Here is a 21,004-nt window from a genome sequence, read left to right on the forward strand (position 1 = left end):
TTTAGACCCCGATCTGGAAATATTCGAATCCAAGACGCGCCATGCGCTCTTTATCGAACTGGTTGCGGCCGTCGAAGAAGACGGGGCTTTTGAGGCGTTTGTCGATCTCGTCGAAGTCCGGGCTGCGGAACTCCTGCCACTCGGTGACGAGGATCAGCGCGTCGGCATCGGTGAGGGCGTCGTATTTGCTGTCCACGTATTCGACGCTTTCATTGCCCTTGAGGTAGTGGCTCTCCGCCTCGTGGCGGGCTTTGGGATCGTACGCCTTGATCTTCGCGCCGCGCGTTGTCAGGGCATTGATGATCGTGATGGCGGAGGCTTCACGCATATCGTCGGTTTCCGGTTTGAACGCCAGGCCCCAGATGCCGAAGGTGAGGCCCGAGAGGTCCTCGCCGAAGCGCTTGATCACCTTGTTCGCAATGACCATCTTCTGATCGTAGTTCACGGCCTCGACGGCGTCGAGAATCCTCGGGGTATAACCGAAGTCCTTGGAGGTCTTGGCGAGGGCCTGGACGTCCTTGGGAAAGCAGCTGCCGCCGTAGCCGCAGCCCGGGTAGATGAAGCTGTAGCCGATACGGGCATCACTGCCGATACCGTGGCGCACCTTGTTGACGTCCGCACCGACGCGTTCGCAGATATTGGCCATCTCGTTCATGAAGCTGATCTTCGTCGCCAGCATCGCGTTCGCGGCATACTTGGTCATCTCGGCGCTCTTGATGTCCATCCCGATGAAGCGGTCGCTCTTCTTCATGAACGGTGCGTAGAGGTCATGCATCACCGCCATCGCCTGCTCGCTCTCGGCGCCGATGACAACGCGGTCAGGGTGCATGAAGTCCTCGATGGCGGCACCCTCTTTGAGGAACTCCGGGTTGGAAACGACGTCAAAATCGATGTCGGCACCGCGCTTGTCCAGTTCCGCCCGGATCGCGGCTTTGACCTTGTCCGCCGTCCCGACGGGCACCGTCGACTTGTCAACGACGACCATGTAGTGCTGCATATGCTCGCCGATGCTCTTGGCGACGGCCAGGACGTACTGCAGGTCCGCGCTGCCGTCTTCGCCCATCGGGGTACCGACGGCGATAAAGGCGACATCCGTCGAGGCGATCGCCGCTTTGATGTCGGTCGTGAACGTCAGCGTCCCCTTCTCATGGTTCTCCAGGACCATCGTTTCCAGACCCGGTTCGTAGATCGGAATGATCCCCTCGCGCAGTTTCGCGATCTTCGCCTCATCGATATCCACACAGGTGACGCTGTTGCCCATCTGTGCAAAACAGGTCCCGCTGACCAGTCCGACGTAGCCCGTTCCGATGACGGAGATTTTCATGAGTGTCCTTGCTGCTGTTTTAATGGGGGATATTTTATCTCATCCCCGGTTAGAAGCCCATTGAGGCGATTACTCCGCGGTTACGAAGGCCGTGCGATACACGATATAATGCCGACATGAAACTGCCGTACGCCTGGGATTTCCACTCCGACCAGCCCTATCAGCTCAAAGACCGCGCCCTCAAACGCCGCCTACGAAAAGCGCAGCGGAGTTCCCTTGCCAAAACGGCGCTCTCGGGCCTGTTCTGGCTGCCGCTCGGGCTGCTGGCCATGCCTTTCCTGCGCCGCCGCCCGGTTGAGTCCTCCCGTTTTACGGGCCTCGTCATCGACCCTCTCCGCGAGCCCGATGCCACGTTCGACGCCGTTGCCGAGCTTGATGTCGACGAGCTGCTGATCCGCGTCAAACTCTGGGAGCCGGACACCCTGGAGCAGATCACCGCCTTTGCCCGGAAACTCGAAGGAAAGCAACTGCTCTTCGTGCTGATGCAGGACCGCGAGCACATTGAAGATACAGCGCTGCGACGGCAAGCATTCGAACGCACCTTTAGCGCCCTCGCCCCCTTCGGCGACCGCTTCCAGATCGGCACAACCATCAACCGTGCCAAATGGGGGTTTGCAAGCGTCAACGAATACCTGGACTTTTTCAAAACGGCGCAGCAGCTCCGCGACGAGCGTTTTCCGGAGCTGAAGCTGATCGGCCCCGGCGTGATCGATTTTGAATACCACTTCGCCGCCCACGCCCTTTTCAACCTCCGCGGTGTCCGGTTCGACGCCGTCAATGCCCTTCTTTACGTCGACCGCCGCGGGGCCCCGGAAAACACCCAGGCGGGGTGCGACCTGCCGTGCAAGATCAATTTCCTTTCTTCACTGGTGATGCTCTCCCCCCGGGCGAAATACCCCCTCTATCTCACCGAGACGAACTGGCCCCTGAGCGGGACGGCCCCCTACGCGCCGACCAGCGAAAAGGAGTGCGTCGACGAGGAGACCTACGCCTCGTACATGGTGCGCTACTACCTGCTCGCCCTGGCAACGCAGCAGGTTGCCACCGTCTACTGGCACCAGCTCGCCGCCCCCGGCTACGGCCTCGTCGATACCCGTGAGGGGTGGCATGAGCGTCCTGCGTTTCGTGCGTTCAAGACCATGATCTCCCTGTTGAAAGATGCGCATCATATCGCACTTCAGCAGCGGCGAGAACAGTTTGAAATGCTGCTGCAGCGCCCCGAAGGCCTGATGCGCATCTTCTGGACGAACGGGGAGTCGTATACCCGGCACTTTGCCGAACCCCGCCACTTTATCGACCGTGACGGCAACACTTTTACGACGAATGCCCTGACTGTCACCGGCGCCCCGGTCTATCTCATTGAAAAGGACGAAGCGTGAAGCTGCTGGTCATCCTCCCCAACTGGCTCGGCGACGCGGTGATGGCCACGGCCGCCATCGAGTCGCTCTGCGAATGCTACCCCCAGGCGCGGCTGACCCTGGTCGGCTCCTTCGTCTCCGTCGAGGCCCTCAAATACCACCCTATGTGTGTCAATGCCTACGTTGACGAGACGAAAAAGGGAGGAAACCGCCTCGCCAACACCTACCGCTTCGCCAAAACGATCGGCCGCCATGACGCCGCGGTCAGTTTCCGTAACCAGCTGCACGCCTCGCTGCTGCTGCGCTGGACAGGAACCCCCAGGACCGTCGCCCGTAAAAGCTGGCATGCGCAGCTGCTGCTCAGCGACGCTGTTGCCCTCTCCCGCGAAGAGCATCTCACCCGGCAGTACCAGCGGCTCGCCGACCGTCTCTGCGGCGGCGAAACAACACCGGGACCGCTGCGCCTTTTCATGACACCGCAGACCTTTGACAGACCGACGCTCGGCATCAACCCGGGAGCGACCTACGGTTCGGCCAAACGGTGGTATCCCGAAAAGTTCGCCGCCGTTGCCGCCCATTTTTCAGACCGCTACGACATCGTTATCTTCGGGGGTCCCGGTGAAACGGCGATGGCGGAGGCGATTGAAAAGGATCTGCAGGAACAGGGGGTTGAGAACTACCGCAACCTCGCGGGAAAAACGACCATCCCGGAACTCTGTTCAGCGATCGGGGGCCTTTCGCTTTTCGTCACGAACGACAGCGGTCCCATGCACGTCGCGGCCGCCTACCGCGTGCCCACCGTCGCCATCTTCGGCCCGACGCGCCACAAAGAGACCTGCCAGTGGGGCAACCCCAAAAGCGCCATCGTCCGCCACGACATGGAGTGTGCCCCTTGCATGAAGCGCGAATGTCCCCTCAAACATCACGAATGTATGAAATCGATTGAGGCCTATGAAGTGATCGAGGCGGCGGAACGGCTCATCGGCTGAGCCCGCCGAAAGCAGAGAGATTTAGAAGCGGAACTTGACGCCGGCGAACCAGGCTTCATTGAAAGTGAAATCCCCGCCGGGAAGGTCGAAGTCCGTATCGATCTTGCGGTACCCCGCCGTCACCGCGGCACGTTCGATGATCTGGATATCGAGCGACACGTCATACTCCAGGTAGTTCTTCGCATCCTGCCAGGCAAGCACCTGCGGCGCGTAGTAAAGATCGGCTCCCACGACGAAGGGGATCGGCAGGTTCAGCGGCAGCGTGTAGCGCGCGAAGAGTCCGAGCGGCATGGCGTAATAGTCATACCCTTCAATAGAGGTGTAAACGAGTTTGGCCCCGAGCCCGAGCTTGAGCGCGCGGTTGGCATCCAGGTGCTCCCCGACGGCAAAATGCAGGTCGACAAGATCATGATCCTTGTCGCGCAGTTCGTCGCTGTGGTGGTAGGAACCGTGCAGATAACGCGCACCGACAAAGACGGTATCCGGATCAACGGCATCGTTGAACTGCCCCATATCAAGATCGAGTTTCAGATTGAGATCGTAGTTGTTCAGGTTCAGTTCCGCTTCGTGCATCGCGAACAGCGAGCAGCCGAGCGCCAGCGTAGCTACCAAAGTTTTCAGCATGTTGTTCCCTCCTGGATTTTGGCTATGGTTTTCGTCGTACTTTTGCCTTCGACGAAATCGACGAGTTTGAGTTCCCCTGCAAATTCGGTTCCGACGACGGCTTTGCCCTCGTAATCCCCCCCTTTGACAAGGACGTCGGGGCGGAGCATCTTGATCAGCTCGTAGGGCGTGTCGTCGCCGAACTTGACGACATAATCCACCGACTCGAGCGCGGCGAGAATATAGGCGCGGTCGTTTTCACTGTTGACCGGGCGGGACGGCCCTTTGAGCGCGCGGACGGAGGCGTCGGAGTTGAGCCCGACAATGAGGATGTCGCCGAAGCTCTTGGCCACCTGCAGGTACTTGACATGGCCGACGTGCAGGATGTCGAAACAGCCGTTGGTAAAGACGATGCGTTTGCCGCCCGCACGGCAGCGGTTGACGATCCGGTCGATCTCCTCGAAACTCTTGATGTGCGCATCGGAGCTGCTCTGGTGCAGCATCGCCTCGTACTCTTCGATCTCATCGAGGGTCACCGTGGCCGAACCGATCTTGCCGACGACGACGCCGGCGGCAAGGTTCGCAAAGCGGGCCGCATCGTCGATGCTGAGGCCCGAGCTGAGGCCGAACGCGATGGAGGCGATGACCGTATCGCCCGCCCCTGTCACGTCGTAAACTTCCTGCGCCACGGTCGGGAAACGCTTGAGCTTCTCGTCGAAAATCGCGATCCCGTCCTCGGAGAGGGTGATCATGGAGCGGTCGAGGTCGCATTCGTTCTTGAGCCACAGCAGCGCCGCCTGCAGGCTTTCACTGTCCGTGATCTCGATGCCGGTCGCCTCGATCGCCTCTTTTTTGTTGGGGGTCAGCAGGTGCGCGCCGCGGTACTTCGAGTAGTCGCGCCCTTTGGGGTCGACGAGCACTTTCTTGCCTCCCCGGCGTGCGCGGGAAATAATCCCCTGGGCCAGTGCCGGGGTCAGGACTCCCTTGCCGTAGTCGGAGAGGATAATGATGTCGTAGAGAAAAAGGTCTTTCTCCACGGCGGCGAGGATCTTCGCCTCGGAGGACTCCGTAATGGCGTCCTTGGACTCCTTGTCGTAACGGAGGATCTGCTGGTTCGCGGCGATGACGCGGCTCTTTTTGCTCGTCTTGCGGCCGGCCTGCGTCACCAGCCCCTCCGTCTTCACGCCGATGCTTTTGAGCATCAGCGTCAGCTCCTTGCCGTTGGCGTCATCCCCGATGGCCGAGGCGACGCTGACGGAGGCACCCAGGGCGATCAGGTTGTTGATAACGTTGCCCGCCCCGCCCAGCACCGTCGTCTCGTTGGCGACGTCGACGACCTGTACCGGCGCTTCGGGCGAGATGCGTTCCGCCCGGCCCCAAAGGTAGTGGTCGATCATAAGGTCCCCGATGACGAGAATATTGGGACGGCTGTCACGCAGGATCGGGATCATTTGACCTCTTCTTCAAAGAGGCGCTTGATCTCGGGGATATAGGCTTTGATACCGTCTTCGAGTTCATAGCGCGGCGCATACCCGAGCCCCTGCTTGGTGCTCTCGATATCCGCCTCGGTGTGGAACTGGTAGCGCCCGACGAAGGGGTTCGGGATATACTCGCACGGCATGGAAGTCCCCAGCTCTTTTTGGAGTGTGTCGACGATGGACTGGAAGGAGCGCGCCTTACCCGTACCGACGTTGTAGATCCCGTTCTCCCTGGGCTGCATCGCGAGGATGTTCGCCTGGATGATATCCTCGATGTAGATGAAGTCGCGCACGATCTTGTCCGAGCCTTCGAAGAGGCGCGGGTTCTTGCCGGCGAGGATCTGGTGGCCGAACTGCACCACCATCGACGCGGTCTTGTTCTTGAAGAACTCCCGCGGCCCGTAGACGTTGAAGTAACGCAGGCCGACAATGCCGATCTTCTCGCGCTTCATGTAGTCACGGCTGAGGTGGTCCATCATCAGCTTGGAGAAGCCGTAGACGTTCTGCGGTGCCTCGACCCCGACGCGCTGCGGCGAGGGGGCATCGCCGTACGTCGCGCCCGAAGAGGCGTAGATCATGTTCGCCCCCTGGCGCACCGCCATATCCAGGAGGTCTTTGTAGGCGTTGAGGTTGGTGCGGATCATCAGGTCCTGCTCCAGCGCCGTCGTGTCGGAGATGGCCGCTTCGTGGAAGATGTAGTCGAAATCGTAATCGTTTTCCAGCTTGGCCAGCAGCGCCTTGTCGTTGATGTCGCCGCTGATCACCTCGCCCGTAAAGCCGACCAGGTTCTTGAAGTGGCCGAAGCTTTTGAGGTTGCCGTTGCTGAGCGTCTCGCCGCTGCGGAAACTGTCGAGGACGACGACATGGGCATCGGGATGATTCTCCTGAAAATAGAAGGCCAGGTTCGCGCCGATAAAGCCCGCGCCCCCTGTGATCAGAATCGTCTTGTCTTTCAGGTCGTCATCAATATAGCGCATCGTTTTCCCCATGTTAAAAATAATGGGGATTTTACCATTTTGAACGTAACAACCCTCTAAGAGCCCCTTTTGTTCAGCAGAAGTGAACATCTCGTTAAGCGAAACTAATAGGAATGATTAACAATGTTTAAGAGTCAAATCTGTATAATGAACCCCGAAATTTTCACTTGGAGACCTAAAAATGAAAAAAATCGCTCTGACTCTGCTTGTTGCTAGCGTATCTCTGATGGCGGCTGACGGTGCTGCTCTGTACAAAAAATGTGCTGCATGCCACGGTGCAAGCGGCGAGAAAAAAGCCCTCGGTAAATCTGAGATCATTAAAGGCTGGGATGCTGCTAAAACTGAAGCGGCTCTGACTGAATACAAAGCCGGTACACGCAACATTCACGGTATGGGTGCACTGATGAAAGGTCAGGTTGCTCCGTACTCTGAAGCAGACATCAAAGCTGTTTCAGCTTACATCGCTGGCCTGAAGTAATTCCGGCTCCGTTCCGCGCTCCTGCGGAACACCTCTTTTCTACCACCCCATTTTTTTCCCTGATCTGCTTTAACGAAACATTCAACCGAACCGGTACAGACCTCATCCATCATCACACCTGACCCGAAGCGATGCCTACCGAAACGATTTCAGCAATAAAAGTCTAGCCCAGCCACTGATCCAGAATGATCAGCACCAGGAAAACGATCCCAAGGTAGCCGTTGACCGTAAAGAAAGCGCGGTCGATCTTCGTGAAGTCCTTGCGGACAAGATAGTGTTCATACCCCAGCATCACTGTGCTGACCGCGACCGCCATCCATGCGAAAAAGCCCAGCTCCGCCGCCCAGACGAACATCCACCAGAACAGCACCGTGTTGAGATGAAACAGGGTCGAGATGAACAGCGTCGCCTTCGGACCGTACACGGAGGGAACGGAGTGCAGGCCGTGCAGCTTGTCGAACTCGATATCCTGCAGCGAATAGAGCAGATCGAACCCTGCGACCCAAAAGAGAACCCCCAGGGAGAGCAGCACGGACCACTGCGGTACGCTCTCGCTCACGGCGACCACCCCGGCCAGGGGTGCCAGGCCCAGGGAGATTCCCAGCACGACGTGGGCCAGCTCGCTGAAACGCTTGAAATACGAGTAGCTCCCCAGCACCGCCAGTACCGGAATCGCCAGCGTAAAGGCCAGATCGTTAATCAGGTAGGCGACAATGATAAAGACGAGCGCATTGACGGCGGAAAAGAGCAGGATCGTCGTACTGTCAAGCCTGCCGTCGGCATTGGGGCGCCCCTGGGTCCGCGGGTTCTGCGCATCGATATCACGGTCGGCGTAGCGGTTGACCCCCATGGCGAAGTTGCGCGCCGAGATTGCCGCAAGGATCCCCAGCAGCAGCAGCGAAAAACCGAACCACCCTTCGGCCGCGACGATCATCGCGATAAAGATGAAGGGGAGAGAGAAGATGGAGTGCTGGAACATCACCAGCTCATTGAAATCATGCAGTTTGGCGACGATGCGTTTCACCCGGCTACTCACTTTTTTGTTTAATTGTATCAAAAATCAGCATAGCCGAGGTATCAGCCTCTAGATAGGCTGCAAAAACTCTCGGAAAGAAACCCTTGAAGAAAAGAATAGACGGAGAGCGGCGGAATGCCGCCTTCTAATCACTGACAGTTCTCATCACACAGAGGACATGTTCCCGAGGACACCGGCAATGTCGAATTGCTTTCGCCCGTCAGATTTTCATCATAATATACCGTGATTACATCCGAATGCGCATTATCTTTCGCACAGGTAATACCCGGTGTATTCGGATAGTATGTACCGCTATACGACGCACACTCTCCCGGTAACAATTCAGTCTGATTCAGATCGGCTGTATAGCCTGTTTCACTTTCCGTTGAGTCACTCAGACTGAGGTTCCCCACTTTCGTATTCCCGTCATTACATACGGTACCGTCAAAGTCGACTCTCACCACCGTATAACCGCTACTTTCATTGCCATCCAGTGTCGTTTTACACTGTTTGGTTACCGTCACATTCTGGTCAACCGCAACCGGGCACTCATTCGGCTCATCTGCAGAAGCTGTTTTTTCCACTCCCAGTCCTGTTGCTTTAACTCCGTTCGTTATACCAAGCGGAGCACCCAGGATTGATACTTCGATAATTGCAGGTGAAGCATTAGACACCGACACGCTCCCGCTGGGGTCATCGCTACCATTATTTGGCGTACCGTAATCGTCGGTCCAATTCACATCCAGTGTACCGAAACCTGTATTGGTAAGGGTAATGTTATAGTCGTAGTCTACTCCGGTACCGGTCGCATTGATCGCAGAGCCGACACAAGTTTTAGCCACACTGAAGCTACAGGTACTGAAGTCGTTATCGATCGCAAAGTCTTCCAATGCTGCATCGATGGAGGATGAATTGCGTGACTCGATCATGACCGTCGTGAAGCAGGGTACGTCCTGTTCAATATATCGGTAAAATTTGGAGAGATTGAAGCCCCCTTCGAAAAACGTAAACGTCGGAAACTCCCCGGCCGGCGCAGACTTGTCTTTGGTGACATAGTTATAATAGGGGCTCGTTGGACCTCCTGTACTGACAGGTGAAAGATTAGTGTTTACACTCCCAAACAGCGTCCCGTCTACGCCTGTTGTATCCAGTCCGGTTTCTGTCCAGACAAAGAATTGAATCGTATACTCAGCACCGCCGTTGATAAAATTCAACAGCATCAAGACATCACCCGGTTGATGGCTGCCGTAAAAGGTTCCCTTGTCAGGCCCTGTGCTAACAGGGATGATTTTATCTTTGAAGAGCCAAGCGCCCAGATAGGCATCCCCTCTGTTGTCAAAACGGTCAGCCTGGAGATAAATGATCATGTCTCCATCTTCTTCGTAGATGGATGCGGAGGCATGCACAATATCGACTTTGTCCGTCGCCTTATGGTTATTCGGAATTTTCCACTGCCAATAACCTCCACCCCCCGCTGCTTCCGCTTCGGCTTTACTTATATACATATCATCTTTCGAACCTTTATCGAAGATGTCTTGGTCAACCCTGTCTGTTGTGGGACCATTGTCTTGAATGACAGTCGTCTGGTACTCATTCGTACCCGTCCCGATATTGACCCAGTCTACAGGATCACCCGGCCCACTGTTATCTACAACATTCCCATCCAGTTCTACCTGGGCTGATCCGGGAACATAATCAGATGCATATACAGCCACACTTCCGACTAAAAGACTCCCCGCCACCATTAACGTTTTAGCCACTTTGGATACACGCGTTGCGCAACACATTGTGAACTCCTTTTGAAATAGGCAGTTCGGTTACACTCATCTCAACACTACTGCCTCTTTTTTAAAGGGCAGCCCGGCGTTTCAAAACTTGCTCCGTGGCTTTCCGTACCGTCACACGCGGTTTGGCTTTTTCCTAATAATTCACTATAGTCCCTCTTGACTTAATCGGCGCGTATAAAATTGTAATAACTTATAACAGAAAGCTGTCGTCGCGCCGAAGCTGTTCCGTCTAACGCGCAGGCTCGGAACGGTCGAAAATCAGCATGGCCGAGGCATCCGGGTCGAAAACCGGGCGGCGTATAAAGGCGAGAAAGCGCGCCCGGACAAGGGGGGCGTTGAACGTTGCGATGTGTCCCGCTTCCGTCACCAGCCAGAACGCACGCGGCCGGGTCGAGGCGTCAAAGAGCTGCCAGCTGTGGTTGGGGGAGATGATGCTGTCCTTGCTGCCCGCAATGTAGAGCTTCGGAACCGCCAGCGACGGGGCGATCCCGATGGGATCAAAGCGGTCCGTCAGGGCCAGCGACGCACCCCACTGCACGGGCCACCCCACGACGGAGCGGTCAAGCGCCTCCCTGCCCGCCTGGGGCAGCGAGGCGAAGGTACTGTCGAAAACGGCCAGCGCGATGCGCTCCGTCCCCTGCCGTGCCAGGGCATTGAACAGCAGCGCGCCCCCCAGCGACTGCCCGATGACGGTCACCCTGCCCCCGCGCCGGGCCAGCACGTAGGCCAGGGCGGCCTCGGTATCCTCCACCGCCCCCTCCAGCCCCGGGCTTCCCTCCGAGGCGCCGTACCCCCGGTAATCGAAGATGAACACCTCGTATCCCGCCCGTACCAGCCAGTCGAATCCCAAAAAATGCGCCGAGATATTCTGCGCATTGCCGTGTACGACCATCACCGTTCCACGCGGTACGCCGCCGGGTTCAAGCCACCAGCCCGACAGCCGTGTACCGTCCCGGGAGTCGAAGCGCACTTCACGGTAGCTGAGATTGAGATCCGTCGGCGTCGCGTAGACCCTCGAATCGGGCTGGAACACCATCGCTTCGCACCCCGACAACACCAGCAATACCGCAATTGCAACCGCGTATGCAGCCAGTTTCATCCTGCTTCTCCTTGTGCCCGTTGCACGCAACTTTAACAGCGATTGTAGCGTATACTGTCGTCATGAAAACGATCGCCCTCATCGGACCCACGGCCTCGGGCAAGAGCGACCTCGCCCTGCAGGCCGCCGCCGTCACGGGCGCGCGCATCCTCTCGCTTGATTCTCTCAGCATCTACAAAGGGATCGACATCGCCTCGGCCAAGCCCACCGTAGAAGAGCGCGGGGAGATCATCCATTACGGCATCGACGTCCTGACGCCGGACCGGCCTTTTGACGTCACGACCTTCGTCGACCTCTACCGGCAGGCCCTCAGAGACTGCGAAGCCGCCGGTGTCCCGCTGATCATCGTCGGCGGCACCTCCTTTTACCTCAAAGTCCTCTTGGAAGGGATTTCCGAAACCCCCGTTACCGATGAGAGCACCCGCCAAAAGGTCGCGGCAATGCTGCAGGATCAGGCGAATGCCTACGGGCTGCTGCAGCGCGTCGATCCTGCCTATATGGCCGGGATTGACCCCAACGACCGCTACCGCACCGAAAAGATGCTGACGATCTACCTGCAGACGGGCACGCCCCCCTCGGCATGGTTCGCAGTCCACCCCCCCGAACCGGTCCTGGCCGACGCGCCCCTCTTCGCAATCGACGTACCGCGCGACGTATTGCGTGAGCGTATCACGAGGCGTACCGAGAAGATGGTTGCCTCCGGCCTCATCGATGAAGTTGCCCGTCTCGAGCAGCAATACGGGCGCACGCCCAACCCCATGAAGGCGATCGGCATCACCGAAGTGCTGGAGTTCCTTGACGGGAAAGTCTCCAAAGCGGAGATGACGCAGCAGATCATTACCCACACGGCACAACTGGCCAAGCGGCAGCAGACCTTTAACCGGAACCAGTTTGCCGCCAAGACAGTTCTGCCGTACGACGTGTTGCTCCCGCACCTCACTGCCGCGCTCTCAAACTGAAACAGACTCAACGCCTCCTTTCATCACGATCTAAGCTATAATCTATAGATATACATACATCAGATACTATGAACCTACAGGGAAGAAGATGATAGGGAAGATAACATTGCTGGCGACGGGGTGGATACTCGTTGTTCTCTTTTCATGGGCATGGGAGTTCGCCCACCACAAAAAACTCGACGAGGAGGCCATGCTCAAAAGCGGACGGGCGTTCTTCCAGCAGATCCTTCTCACACGGGAGTGGAATGCACGCCACGGCGGCGTCTACGTCTTCGCCGACGCTTCGACACCGCCCAACCCCTACCTCAAAGGTGTACTGCGGGATATCCCTCTCGAAGACAACCGGACGCTGACCCTCGTAAACCCCGCCTATATGACGCGCCAGCTCTCCGAACTGGCGGAAAACTACGACGGAGTGCAGATCCATATTACCAGCCTCAAGCCGATCCGCGCCGGGAATGCCCCCTATCCCTGGGAGCGAAAAGTGCTTGCTGCCTTTTACCGGGGGGAAAAAGAGTACGGGGCATTTTTCGATGACGGGTACCGTTACATGGCACCGCTCTATACCAGGAAAAGCTGCCTTCAGTGCCACGGAGAGCAAGGGTACGAGGTCGGTGATATCCGCGGCGCGATCAGTGTCACTATCCCCCATGTCAAGATTCCCCTGCTTCCGCTGGGTGGCGGGCATCTTCTTATCGCCCTGATCGGGCTTGTCGTCATTCTGCTGGTGGGCTGGCGCCTCCGGCGTGCCTACCGGGCGCTCGAGGAACAGAGTATGATCGATCCGCTCACCGGTATCGCAAACCGGCGCCACTTTATGAAGCGCCTGAACGAGGAGTACCAGCGTGAACGACGCGAAAAGCAGCCCCTTGCGCTGATCATGGCTGATATTGACTCTTTCAAAGCTTATAACGACACCTACGGACATATCGAAGGGGACCGCTGCCTGCAGAAGATTTCCCATACCATGCAAAAGGCCCTAAAACGCCCCGGCGACTGCATTGCCAGGTATGGGGGCGAGGAGTTCATCATCATGCTTCCCAATACCCCCATCGCCAACGCTACACGTTTTGCAGAAGCGCTGCGTCATCATATCGAAGCGTTGAAAATCCCCCATAAGAGCTCACCCGGCACCGGCGTCGTGACTGTCAGTTTCGGCGTTGCTGAAACAGTAGACGGCGACCCGGACTATGAAACCGTCATCCGGCGGGCCGATGCCGCACTTTACGAAGCCAAAGCGGCGGGACGGAACCGCGTCATCACTTCCGTCTAGCGATACGCCATCCCCATACCGCCGCTGCACCAAGGGCAACGGCGAGGGCACCGTAGAGGGCATAGCGGTGTGCCTCCGCGAAAAAGAGCGTCACAGTGTGCCCCAGCAGGTAACCCGCCAGCGCAATAGCAACAGCCCAAAGCGCCGCACCGGCGGCGTTGAGCAGTATGAACTTTGCCGGGCTGATCCCGCTCGCTCCGAGCAGGAAGGGGGTGACCGTCCGCAGCCCGTAGAGGAAACGGAAACCGACGATCACGCTGTTCTGGCGGCGATGCAGCAGCGAACGTACCCGTTCGGACTTCGCCTGCCACCGGGGACGTTTTTCCAGCAGGGCGATCCCTCGCCTTCGCCCGATGAAAAAGTACAACTGGTCCCCGGCAAAGCTGCCTGCAAAGGCGGAAACGATCACCCACGGAAGCTCCAGGTAGCCTGCATGGGCAAGGTAGCCGCCGATCACTAGGACCGTCTCCCCTTCCAAAAAAGTGCCCGCGGCGATCATCGCGTAACCGTACGTCATCACCAGCGTTTCAAACATATCAGCGTCCTAGATGATAAAAGCGACCCCTATGGTCGACAGCCCGAGCAGCAGCAGCCAGAGCGCGGCGATCCGGCCCGCGGCAAAGCCCCCGAACCAGACGGCATAAATCGCCTTGAGCAGGTTATTGCTGCCCGCCGCGATCATCACCGATGAGACGATCACCGGCGTTTTCAACCCCTCATGGCCCGTCAGCAGCGACAGGACAAAAGGGTCGATATCGGTGAAGCCGACGGCAAACGAGAGCAGCTGCAGCCCGCCCGTGCCGAAATGGGCCGTCACAAGCTGCGTCACCGCCATCATCACGACAAACAAGATGGCAAAAAGGAACGCCGTCCCCAGTTCCAGCGGATTCGTATCAACACTCCCTTCCACCGGTACCGTCTCCCCGCTTTGCCGCAGGGCATACGGTGCCGCGATCGCAAAGGCCGCCAGGGCAAAGAGCATAAATGGGAGCAGAAGCGCCTCGGCCACTTCCGGGGTGAAAATCACGGCGATCACGATCAGGCGCAGGTACATCATGGCCGAGGCAGCGACGATGGCCCCCGTCATCAGGCGCCGGTTCCCGATCTCGGCGGCCTTGCGCGAGAGCACGACCGTCGTCGCGGTACTGGAGTAGAGCCCGCCGATCAGCCCGGCGATCAGGTACCCCCGCTGGCGGAAAATGTATTTTTGGGCCAGATAACCGCCGTAGGAGATCGATGATACGATCACGACCGCGCTCCAGAGTTCAAAGGGCGACAGGGGCAGAAATGTACCGATAGGCTGATGCGGCAGGAGCGGCAGGATGACGGCCGAGAGCAGTACCATCTTGCCGACCGTTTCCAGCTCCTCGGCGTTGAGGCTCTTGGAGAGTTCCTGCAGACGCGGCTTGGCGTTGAGCAGGAAGATCATCAGGACAAAAACCAGGGAGGGGAGCCAGATCGCGAAAAGCTCCGACAGCGGCCCGATGGTATAAACGAGCAGCGCCGCGAGGTAGAAGAGAATGGAGGGACGCCCCTTGTTGAGCTGCTGGACGTAAAAAAGCGCAAAAAGCAGGGTGACCCCTCCCATCGCGACCAGATAGGGGGCCGTACCGAGCAGCCAGCAGAGATAGCCGAGGATGCCGAGAAACGTATAGGTCCGTGCCGAACCGAACGTATGTTCCTGGTCGGTGGGGTGGAACCGGAGCCGGTAGGTCTTGATCTCCAGGCCGATCAGGAAACTGAACATCGCCGTCAGGGCGAAATGTGCCAGCCGGCTGTCAAAATACTGTTCCATCACTTGACTCCTCAAAAAAGCATCGTCATGTCTTTCGCCTCTTGACCCCTCAGATCACCGCGATGCCGAACCGTTTACGATAATAGCGCAAAACCGCCATTTTGACGACATCGTTAAAGATGAACCAGATGAAAGCGTATGCCCCGACGGCTGCAGCGGCACCCCATCCGATCGGTACCATCACCCCCAAACCGTAAACACCGATAATGATCCCGGCGGCGGCGCTGAGCAGCGATGCCGCCAACAGCCTTGCCGAGGGGAGAGGACGACGGAAGAACCACTCATCGATACGCGTATTGAAAATCGTGCCGTGGCCGGCGACAATGAGCTTGACGAAAAAGAGCGACTGCACGAAATCGAGCGGCAGGTGCATGAGCGACATCGTGATCCAGAAAAGGGTGAACGAGGAGAGCACTCCGGCAATCCCCAGCCAGGTCGCCAGGACGAACACCTCCCGCATATCCCACCGTACCGGTCTCTGCCTTACTTTGGTATTGTCGTAGGCGATGGTCATGATCGGGATGTCGTTGAGCAGCGCCAGGATGATGATCATCAGCGCCGTCACCGGGTAGAAGTCGTAGAGCACGATGGCCAGCGTCATAAAGATGATGACGCGGATCGTCTCGGCGATGCGGAAGATCGTATAGCTTTTCATCCGCTCGAAGATCTGTCTTGCCTCCTTTATCGCATCAACGATTACGTGCAGGCCCGGCGCCGTCAGCACGATATCGGCCGCCGCGCGCGCCGCATCCGTCGCCCCGTCGACCGCGATGCCGCAGTCCGCCTTCTTCAGTGCCGGGGCGTCGTTGACCCCGTCGCCGGTCATCCCCACGATATGGTCCGCCTTCTGCAGCTCGTCGACGATAAAGTACTTGTCTTCCGGGTAGACCTGGGCGAACCCGTGCGCCGCCTCGATCAGTGCGATGATCTCCGATTCGTGCTTCTTCACCACGCCCTTCGGTATCGGCATGTTGTAGAGCTCGCGCTGCACCTTCTGCAGGATCTCCCGCACTTTCGCATCCACCTCGGCCGGGGCTGCATGCGGCATCACCGCCTCGGTGATGGCCGAGGTCAATACCTTCGAGAGGTAGATGTACTCTTCGATCGATTCGCCCTTCAGGGCGCGGACGTCCTCGATCTGTTCCCCGATCGAAAGCAGCCGGGCGATATAGGTCGCGACGGCGATGTTGTCCCCCGTCACCATCTTGACATCAACCCCGTTCGCCTCCGCCTCCGTGACGGCCAGTTTCGAGTCGCTCCGGGGCGGGTCGAAAAAGGGGAGCAGTCCCACGAAGTGGTAGACATCCTCTTCACATTTACGGTAGGCAACCCCCAGGGTGCGGAACCCCTTGTCCGCGAACTGTTGTACCTGTTCATTCGCCTTTTGGCGGTCAAACTCATGCGCATCGCTCTGCTCGATAATGATCTGCGGTGCCCCCTTGGTGACGATCAGCTCACACTCCCCGCCGTCATAGATCCCCTCGGTGCGTTTATGGACGGGATCGAACGGGAGAAATTTCTTGAGCTGCCACGGCGTCAGCCGCTTCCGCAGCCCGCGCGTGTCGATCATGTCGAAAATAGGGCGTTCAATGGGGTCGCCGTTCTCCTCACTGCTTGCCAGGGCGGCATAGACGTAGAGCGCCTCTTCGTCGAAACCGTCGGCGATGTAGGGGTCGGCCAGGCTCATGCGGTTCTGCGTCAGCGTCCCCGTCTTGTCCGAGCAGAGTACATCCATACCGGCGAGCTCCTCGATCGCGGCCAGACGGCTGACAATGGCCTCTTTCAGCGCCAAGACGTGCGCCCCTATCGCCATCGTCACCGCAAGGACGGCAGGCATGGCGACGGGAATGGCAGAGATTGTCAGCACCAGCGAAAAGATCAGCAGTTCGACCGTCGGTTCGTTGTTCTGCACACCGTGGTAGATGATGACGGTGATCATCGCCAGTGTCAGCAGAATGAGGAAATTCCCGACACGCACGACCATTTTCTGGAAATGGCTCCGCCCTTCGCGCTCCGCCTTGGCAACAAGCCCGACCGTTTTTCCGAAATAGGTGTGTGACCCGGTGCCCGTAACGTGGGCGATCAGCTCCCCCTGCCGGATGATCGCGTTGGCGTAGAGGTCGTCACCAACCTTTTTATCGACGGGCAGGGACTCCCCTGTCAATGCGGACTGGTCGACCTGGATATAGTCGCTTCCGCTGAGCAGTTTCGCATCAGCCGGGATGATATCGCCGATTTTGATCTTGATGATGTCGTCGGGGACGAGGTGTGAGGCGTCGACGGTTTGCCAGGCCGCGTCCCGCAGCACCAGCGCTTTGCGGGCCAGCTTCTTCTTGAGCACTTCTATCGCGTTGAGTGCTTTCGACTCCTGGTAGAAGTCCACTGCCGCATTGACAAGAAGCATCACCATGATGATGGTGAACTCTTCCCACCGCTGCACGCTCAGCGACAGCACGGCGGCGGTTTCGATCATCCAGGGGATAGGGCCCCAGAAGCGTTTGAAGAGGCGGGCCGCCCAGGAGACCTGCTTCTCCTCGATCGAATTGGGTCCGAACTGTGAAAGGCGTGCTTCGGCCTCTTCACTGCTCAGGCCGCGCTGTAGTGAGTCGGGCGTCTGCGTATCCATCGTAGCTCCTTTTCAGGAATTCCGGTTGCCCCAAGCATGCCCATCGCATCTTCAGAGCCTTATGGCATCATTGTAGCACTTTAATAAAATCGGTAGTAAACGGGAAGAGAACGGTGAAACGCTGAGAAAGTAGCAAAGGCGGCACAAGGCCGCCCCGGGATCAGTACCCGGAATTGTAGACGAGAGTCGCGATGAATTCGATCAGCGGATTAACCGTGATGACCGCGAAGATCGTTGCGAACGCCGCGATACCGATGATCGTCTTGAGCGAAAGGGAGGCGTTCATCATGTAGTACTCGTGTACGCCATGGATGACCGGCTCTTTCATGAACATAAAGATGATCAGTTTCAAGTAGTAGTACCCGGCAATGGCGGAGTTGAGCGCCATGATAAGTGCCAGTACCGTGTAGCCGCCGGTGACCGCGGAACTGATCATATAGAGTTTACCCCAGAAGAGGCCGAACGGCGGGATACCCGCCAGCGAGAGCATGAACAGACCCATCAGGACCGCTGCAAACGGCATGATCTTGACCATACCGGCGAACTTCTCGTACGGGTGATCCGAGCTCTGGCCCGGGAGCAGGTGCTTCTGGCGGTTAACCCACAGCATCGTAAAGGCACCGAGGTTCGTGAAGCTGAAGAGGACCCAGTAAAGGAACAGGGCCGTATTGGCCTGTGTCGTCCCGATCAGGATCGCCGCGAGGACGAAACCGGCGTGCGAGATGGAGCTGTACGCGAGCATCCGCTTGACATCGGTCTGCACCAGGGCCCAGATGTTCGCCGCCGTCATCGTCACGACGACACCGCCGTAGAGGATAACCTGCAGCCAGACGACTTCGCTGTGGACCATGAATTCGAACAGACGCATGACGACGACGAAGCCCGCGATCTTCGGTACGATGGACATGTAGCCCGCCAGTGCCGCGCTGGAACCTTCATAAACGTCCGGTGTCCAGGTATGGAACGGAACGAGGGAGACCTTGAAACCGAGGGCTGCGAGCATGAAAACGCTGCCGATGCTGGCATAACCGATGTTGCTGAAACCGTCCGCCGCCATCACTTCGGCGATCGTATGGATCTCAACGGAACCGCTGATCGCGTAAAAGATCATCGCGCCGAAGGCGTAGAAGCCGGCAGCAAGCGCCCCCATCGTAAAGTACTTGACCGCCGCTTCAAAGGACTTGGAGCGGTTGTGCAGGGCGATGAGCGTATAAAGCGCCAGCGACGCCGTCTCAAGCCCTACGAAGACGAGGATCAGGTTGTCCGTCGCGACCATGAACTGGAAGCCCGCGATCATGAACAGGAACAGCGAGAAGTACTCCGGGTAGTTGTACTCGTGGAAACGCTTCGACGTCAGGGCCAGCGGGATGAAGAGCATGGAAGCCCCGACGATGATCAGCTGCGAAAGGATGGAGATCCCGTCCATCAGCATGACATTGAAGAATCCGAGCATCGTGCCGTTTTCCGTGAAAATACCGGCGAAATCGACGAGGGAGCCGAAGTCCAGCAGCAGGAACAGCAGGGAGACCATGACGTAGAAGGACTTGTGCAGCCCGCTCTTGGCCAGGTCGACGACCAGGATCGAAAGCGCACCCGTGATCGCGATGAGCATCGGGGCGAGGGTGGCAATGTTCAGCTCACCCAAAGATACATTGACAGCTTCCAACATTATTCTGCCTCCCTTTCAACGTCCACTTCGACTTCCGAGACGGAAGCCATGGCGATTTTTGTTTCGGCCGGGTTCGGGATCGCCGCTTTAGCCTCCGGCGTAATCGCCTTCTCATGCATCAGCTGGACGATGGATTCGACCGAGTTGTTGATCGGCGTCAGGACCGGTTTCGGGTAGACCCCGAGCCAGACCGCAAGGATGACCAGCGGGATCAGCGCGACCAGCTCTTTTTTGTTGACGTCTTTGAGGGTCTTGTTCTCCTCTTTGGTCACATCCCCGAAGAACGCTTTCTTATACGCCGAAAGCATATAGATCGCACCGACGATGATCGCCGTACCGGCGAGCAGCGTCATCACATGCGACTGGGAGTAGAAGCCGAGCAGGCTCAGGAACTCGCCGACGAAGTTGATCGTGAGCGGCAGGCCGACGGAAGCCATGACCATGATTCCGAAGATCGTCGCGTAGCGCGGCATCACCTGCGCCAGGCCGCCGAACTCGCTCATCAGCTTCGTATGGCGGCGGTCGTAGATGACGCCGACGAGCAGGAAGAGCGCGCCGGAGACGACCCCGTGCCCGATCATCAGGAAGACCGAACCGCTGATCCCCTCGACGTTCATTGCGAAGGTACCGAGGATGATGACACCCATGTGGGAGATGGAGCTATACGCAACGACCTGTTTGATATCTTCCTGCGCATAGGCGACCATCGCCGTATAGATGATCATGATGATCGCGAGCACCGCGACCGGGACCATGAAGAAGACGGAAGCGTCCGGGAACATCGGCAGGGAGAAACGGACAAACGCGTAGGTTCCCATTTTCAGCAGGATCGCCGCCAGGATGACCGAACCGATCGTCGGCGCCTGCCCGTGGGCGTACGGCAGCCAGGTGTGGAACGGGAACATCGGGACCTTGATCGCGAAACCAATGAAGAAAGCCACGAAGAGCCACAGCTGCAGGTTCTCCGGCAGGACCAGGCGGTACCACTCAAGGATCGAGAAGCTCCACTGGCCTGTCGCCTGGAAGTAGAAGTACGCCATGAAGAGCATACCGACGAGCATCACCAGTGAACCTGTAAAGGTGTACAGGAAGAACTTGATCGAGGCGTAGATACGCAGCGGCCCGCCCCAGGCACCGATGATATAGAGCATCGGAACAAGGGAGAGTTCCCAGAAGACGTAGAAGACGATCGCATCAAGCGCTGCGAAAACACCGACCATCGTCATCTGCAGGAACAGCAGGGTGATAATCATGTCCTTGACGCGGCGGGTCTCCGTCAGGGAGGCGATACCGATCAGCGTAAAGAACGCGGCAAGGATGATAATGAACAGTGAAATCCCGTCAACTCCCAGGAGGTAGTTGATGCCGAAGGCAGGGACGAGGGCGAACTGTTCCATGAACTGCATACCCGCAACCGCCGGGTCGTAGGCATACCACAGTACCAGGGAGAGCACGAACTCGATGGCGCTGACCGTGATCCCGTAGGCGCGGATGCTCTCTTTGGACACGATAAAGCCCAGCATACCGGCCAGTGCCGGGAAGAAAATCAGAATCGAAAGAATATGATCAAACAT

Annotated in this window: 17 protein-coding genes; 5 read left to right on the forward strand and 12 right to left on the reverse strand. The window is 57.9% G+C overall.

Annotated elements, in window-relative coordinates; translation table 11 throughout:
• Position 1 precedes the first annotated feature (1 nt).
• Positions 2-1,324 carry a UDP-glucose/GDP-mannose dehydrogenase family protein gene (locus WCX49_RS11340; protein WP_345985195.1) on the reverse strand — a complete coding sequence of 441 codons (1,323 nt, stop codon included), beginning with the start codon at positions 1,322-1,324 and terminating at the stop codon, positions 2-4.
• A gap of 116 nt (positions 1,325-1,440) precedes the next feature.
• Between WCX49_RS11340 and WCX49_RS11345 the strand changes: the two genes are divergently transcribed.
• Together WCX49_RS11345 and waaF are read left to right on the forward strand one after the other, a co-directional pair.
• Positions 1,441-2,703 (forward strand): glycosyl hydrolase, encoded by a 1,263-nt coding sequence (locus WCX49_RS11345; protein ID WP_345985196.1) that lies wholly within the window; start codon positions 1,441-1,443, stop codon positions 2,701-2,703.
• Positions 2,700-3,671, forward strand: coding sequence for a lipopolysaccharide heptosyltransferase II (waaF, locus tag WCX49_RS11350; protein WP_345985197.1), 972 nt, complete (start codon positions 2,700-2,702; stop codon positions 3,669-3,671). The genes WCX49_RS11345 and waaF overlap by 4 nt, the downstream gene beginning before the upstream one ends.
• Before the next feature lie 21 nt (positions 3,672-3,692).
• On the opposite strand, the gene WCX49_RS11355 is transcribed toward waaF, so the two are convergent.
• Genes WCX49_RS11355 through rfaD form a run of 3 tightly spaced genes read right to left on the reverse strand, consistent with a single transcriptional unit; the run spans position 3,693 to position 6,729 of the window.
• A complete protein-coding gene (locus tag WCX49_RS11355) occupies positions 3,693-4,295 on the reverse strand; it encodes a YfaZ family outer membrane protein (RefSeq protein WP_345985198.1) in 603 nt (200 codons plus the stop codon).
• Entirely contained in the window at positions 4,289-5,725 is a 1,437-nt protein-coding gene (gene rfaE1 / locus WCX49_RS11360) for a D-glycero-beta-D-manno-heptose-7-phosphate kinase (RefSeq protein ID WP_345985199.1), read from the reverse strand. The genes WCX49_RS11355 and rfaE1 overlap by 7 nt, the downstream gene beginning before the upstream one ends.
• A complete protein-coding gene (gene rfaD, locus WCX49_RS11365; protein WP_345985200.1) occupies positions 5,722-6,729 on the reverse strand; it encodes an ADP-glyceromanno-heptose 6-epimerase in 1,008 nt (335 codons plus the stop codon). Before rfaD ends, rfaE1 begins: the two co-directional genes overlap by 4 nt.
• A 181-nt stretch (positions 6,730-6,910) precedes the next feature.
• Between rfaD and WCX49_RS11370 the strand changes: the two genes are divergently transcribed.
• Positions 6,911-7,207, forward strand: coding sequence for a c-type cytochrome (locus WCX49_RS11370; protein WP_345985201.1), 297 nt, complete (start codon positions 6,911-6,913; stop codon positions 7,205-7,207).
• Between the two features lie 163 nt (positions 7,208-7,370).
• On the opposite strand, the gene mqnP is transcribed toward WCX49_RS11370, so the two are convergent.
• The 3 genes from mqnP to WCX49_RS11385 form a co-directional block, all read right to left on the reverse strand.
• Positions 7,371-8,231 carry a menaquinone biosynthesis prenyltransferase MqnP gene (gene mqnP, locus WCX49_RS11375; RefSeq protein WP_345986810.1) on the reverse strand — a complete coding sequence of 287 codons (861 nt, stop codon included), beginning with the start codon at positions 8,229-8,231 and terminating at the stop codon, positions 7,371-7,373.
• 140 nt (positions 8,232-8,371) lie between these two features.
• Positions 8,372-10,009 carry a hypothetical protein gene (locus tag WCX49_RS11380; RefSeq protein WP_345985202.1) on the reverse strand — a complete coding sequence of 546 codons (1,638 nt, stop codon included), beginning with the start codon at positions 10,007-10,009 and terminating at the stop codon, positions 8,372-8,374.
• A gap of 229 nt (positions 10,010-10,238) precedes the next feature.
• On the reverse strand, positions 10,239-11,108 hold the full coding sequence (locus tag WCX49_RS11385; RefSeq protein ID WP_345985203.1) for an alpha/beta hydrolase: 870 nt from the start codon (positions 11,106-11,108) through the stop codon (positions 10,239-10,241).
• Between the two features lie 62 nt (positions 11,109-11,170).
• Here WCX49_RS11385 and miaA point away from each other — a divergent pair, with 62 nt between their 5' ends.
• Both miaA and WCX49_RS11395 read left to right on the forward strand, forming a co-directional pair.
• On the forward strand, positions 11,171-12,067 hold the full coding sequence (miaA, locus tag WCX49_RS11390) for a tRNA (adenosine(37)-N6)-dimethylallyltransferase MiaA (RefSeq protein ID WP_345985204.1): 897 nt from the start codon (positions 11,171-11,173) through the stop codon (positions 12,065-12,067).
• An 88-nt stretch (positions 12,068-12,155) separates the two neighbouring features.
• Positions 12,156-13,340, forward strand: a complete 1,185-nt coding sequence (locus WCX49_RS11395; protein ID WP_345985205.1) for a diguanylate cyclase — start codon at positions 12,156-12,158, stop codon at positions 13,338-13,340.
• Here the strand turns inward: WCX49_RS11395 and WCX49_RS11400 are convergent.
• The 5 genes from WCX49_RS11400 to WCX49_RS11420 form a co-directional block, all read right to left on the reverse strand.
• Entirely contained in the window at positions 13,327-13,875 is a 549-nt protein-coding gene (locus WCX49_RS11400; RefSeq protein ID WP_345985206.1) for a DedA family protein, read from the reverse strand. The two genes, WCX49_RS11395 and WCX49_RS11400, sit on opposite strands and share 14 nt — an antisense overlap.
• A gap of 9 nt (positions 13,876-13,884) precedes the next feature.
• Positions 13,885-15,135 (reverse strand): DUF4010 domain-containing protein, encoded by a 1,251-nt coding sequence (locus WCX49_RS11405; protein ID WP_345985207.1) that lies wholly within the window; start codon positions 15,133-15,135, stop codon positions 13,885-13,887.
• A gap of 49 nt (positions 15,136-15,184) precedes the next feature.
• Entirely contained in the window at positions 15,185-17,761 is a 2,577-nt protein-coding gene (locus WCX49_RS11410) for a plasma-membrane proton-efflux P-type ATPase (RefSeq protein ID WP_345985208.1), read from the reverse strand.
• Positions 17,762-17,921: 160 nt separating this feature from the next.
• A complete protein-coding gene (nuoN, locus tag WCX49_RS11415; RefSeq protein ID WP_345985209.1) occupies positions 17,922-19,430 on the reverse strand; it encodes an NADH-quinone oxidoreductase subunit NuoN in 1,509 nt (502 codons plus the stop codon).
• Positions 19,430-21,004 carry an NADH-quinone oxidoreductase subunit M gene (locus tag WCX49_RS11420; protein ID WP_345985210.1) on the reverse strand — a complete coding sequence of 525 codons (1,575 nt, stop codon included), beginning with the start codon at positions 21,002-21,004 and terminating at the stop codon, positions 19,430-19,432. Before WCX49_RS11420 ends, nuoN begins: the two co-directional genes overlap by 1 nt.

Origin of the sequence: Sulfurimonas sp. HSL-1656 (genome assembly GCF_039645585.1) — a bacterium.
GTDB classification, from domain to species: Bacteria; Campylobacterota; Campylobacteria; order Campylobacterales; family Sulfurimonadaceae; genus Thiomicrolovo; species Thiomicrolovo subterrani.